2 protein-coding genes are annotated in these 3,183 nt (G+C 36.4%); one reads left to right on the plus strand and one right to left on the minus strand.

What is annotated here, in order from left to right; translation table 11 throughout:
- The first annotated feature begins 171 nt into the window (after positions 1 to 171).
- On the plus strand, positions 172 to 633 hold the full coding sequence (locus HHU12_RS33370) for a hypothetical protein (RefSeq protein WP_169661055.1): 462 nt from the start codon (positions 172 to 174) through the stop codon (positions 631 to 633).
- 78 nt (positions 634 to 711) lie between these two features.
- On the opposite strand, the gene HHU12_RS33375 is transcribed toward HHU12_RS33370, so the two are convergent.
- On the minus strand, positions 712 to 2,925 hold the full coding sequence (locus HHU12_RS33375; RefSeq protein WP_169661056.1) for a glycoside hydrolase family 3 C-terminal domain-containing protein: 2,214 nt from the start codon (positions 2,923 to 2,925) through the stop codon (positions 712 to 714).
- Between the last annotated feature and the right edge of the window lie 258 nt (positions 2,926 to 3,183).

A 3,183-nucleotide genomic window follows, 5' to 3' on the forward strand; every position in this document is an offset into this window, starting at 1 on the left:
AATAATTTTACGTAAAACACAGAATACATGAAAGTTATAAATGATTAACATTCATTACGAGGAACTCAGGAAAAAGTTTAGCTTTAGGTCGTGTTTTGTGATTTATAGCAATTCCAAAAACTAACAATCACAAATGAATTAAAACTATTATTTAGCCAAACTTTAACTATTATGAGAAAGCTATTATTGCTTGTTGTTTTATCCCTTAATTTATTTTTACTGCAATCTTGTTTTGATAACAATGATGAAGTCAAACCTTCTGAAGAGGAACAATTGGCCGCCCTATTAATAGGTCCCACTTGGATCGTTGAAGAGTCTGTTGCAGAATGTAATGATCAAGAATATTATGCTTCAATGCAATTCAAAGAAGATGGTATATTACTGACGCAATCTATTCTCGTGATGACTACTTTTATAGAAGGAGCCAATGAAGAAGAAATGGGTATTTCTTGTGATGTTGAGGTCACTGATATTGTGGCAAGTTGGGAATTGATAGAGTCAGGTAAGAAGATGAAAGTAGTATCAGAAGGATTTACCTTTATTGTGGATATTGTTTCAATGTCTGATGATAAAATTGTAATCTATGACCCTATTGAAAGAGAAGTAGCCACTTTGATCAAAAAAAATATGTAGATGCAAAAATGCCGTTTTATCTGTGATTTTGATAAAACGGCATTTTTGTATTCTTATTTGTATAAAGTAAGTAATGTATTATTGTACTACTTTTCCACCACCTTTTATTTTCAAAACTAATTCTTTTTTAGCATAGCCTAACTCCTCACTTCTCTCGCCAGGAGCGGCATCAGAAGCTATCACTTTGACAGTACCAGAAGACTGGATCAATTGTCCTTCATTATTGAATACAGATCGATCTTCAGGCGTTAAAGTAAAGCGGATAGTTTTGGTTTCACCAGCTTTTAAAGCGACTCTTTCGAATTTCTTTAAAGATTGAATTGGTGTTTCAAAATCAGCTTGATAGTCCGTCAAGTAAATTTGAATTACATCTTCAGCATCGAAACTTCCTGTATTTTTTACTTTCACTTCCACTTCAACATCCTCATTCGCTTTGACTTTCTCAACAGAAGCTGTCATGCTTTCAATCTCAAAAGAAGTATAAGTTTGACCGTATCCAAATGGGAATAAAGGCTTTTCCGTCATGTATCTATACGTTCTTCCTTTCATTGTGTAATCTTCATAAGCAGGAAGTTGCTCTAAAGATTGAGGGAAAGTGATAGGCAATTTTCCAGAAGGAGACACCTTTCCGAATAATACATCACCTACTGCTTGACCACCCATTTGACCAGGATACCAAGCAAATAATATAGCATCAGCAATTTCCTCTACTTCAGGCATCACAATTGGAGAACCTCCAGTAAGCACTAAAATCAATGGTTTCTTACTGTCCTTCTTAATTTTCTTCAAGAAATCAATTTGGTTTTGAGGTAAACCTAGCTTTATTCTATCACCTTTTGTTGTAGAGGCAATCGCTTCACCTTCTTCACCTTCTAATAATGGAGAAATACCCATTACAGCAATACAAGCATCCGCACTTCTAGCGGCGCCAGTGGCCCAGTCAATAGGGTTTTTATTTGGTTCATCTAATAGAATACCTTGTTTGTATTCAATAGTAGTTCCTTTACTCACATTCCCCACGATACCATCTAAAATTGAAACCGTATTGGCCGCCAATCCATAATAGTTGCCAAGAAGTATTTCAGTGGAAGATGCATTTGGACCAAGTACATATAGATTTCTGATGTCTTTGTTTAGTGGTAAGACATTATTTTTATTTTTCAATAAAACCAATGATTTCACCGCAGTGTTATAGGATAACTGTTGGTGTTCTTCACTTTCAATTACTGATTCATCAACATTGTTGAAAGGATTCATATTAACAGGATCAAAGAAACCTAATTTAAAACGAGTTATCATTAACTCTTTCAAACGTTGATCGATCATTTTTTCATCAATCAAACCTTCTTCGATAGCCCCTTTAAGGTGTGCTTGATAGACACTGCCACAGTTCAAGTTTGTTCCCATTTTTAACGCTAAAGCGGCTGCTTCTTTTGGTCCCTTGGACGTTTTATGATACTTAAAGAAATCTTCAATAGCACCACAGTCAGAAACAACGTGTCCGTCAAATCCCCAGTCTTTGCGAAGGATCTCATTTAAGAGCAAATCACTTCCACAAGCAGGATCTCCGTACACTCTGTTGTAAGCACCCATAACGGATTCAACATCTGCTTCAGTTACTAAGGCTTTAAAAGCAGGAAGGTAAGTTTCATAAAGGTCTTGCTTAGAAACAGATACATCAAATTCATGTCTTAAAGCCTCAGGGCCTGAGTGTACTGCATAGTGTTTAGCACATGCAGAAGCTTGAAGATACTTAGGGTCGTCACCTTGTAAACCTTTCACGAATTGAATACCAATTTGAGAAGTTAAATAAGGATCTTCACCATAGGTTTCCTGTCCACGTCCCCATCTAGGGTCTCTAAAGATATTGACGTTAGGTGTCCAGAACGTCAATCCCGAGTACATCGTACGGTTGCCGATAGACTGTGAAATCTGGAATTTTGCTCTAGCCTCCTTTCCGATAGCAGAAGCAACTTCATGAATCAAGTCTTTATCAAAAGTGGCTGCCATACCAATTGCCTGCGGGAAGATTGTGGCTCTACCATTTCTTGCCACGCCATGCAGTGCTTCATTCCACCAATTGTACTCAGGAAGGCCTAACCTTTCAATAGCTGGAGCAGCATTACCCAACTGTCCAATTTTCTCCTCAAGCGTCATTGCATCCACCAACAGACCCACTCTTTCCTCCATAGGCAGGGAAGTGTCGGACCAAGGTTGTTGAGCAAATGTTAGTGAGGATACTGTAAGTAGATTTGTAATAAATACTAAAATTAAAAAAGATAGTCTGTTCATTTTTCATTCATTTATTCAGGGTTGTAGTTAATTGTCTTTCTCAATTACGCTCACACAGTTCTATCTTTAAAATTTCAGGGTGTTTTTCTAATGTTTATTAACATGAAACCGTTTGCAAAAAGAAGTTTTTAATAAAAAAACACCTTAATCGGAATTAAGATGTTTTAAGGATAAGTACTGAAACTACTCTTGAGTTTGACAGTTAATTTCACCCAAACCCCTCTAACGATATCAAAAAGCCATATTTTTAGTGATTTT

Origin of the sequence: Flammeovirga aprica JL-4 (assembly GCF_012844305.1) — a bacterium.
In the GTDB taxonomy this organism is placed as follows: domain Bacteria; phylum Bacteroidota; class Bacteroidia; order Cytophagales; family Flammeovirgaceae; genus Flammeovirga; species Flammeovirga aprica.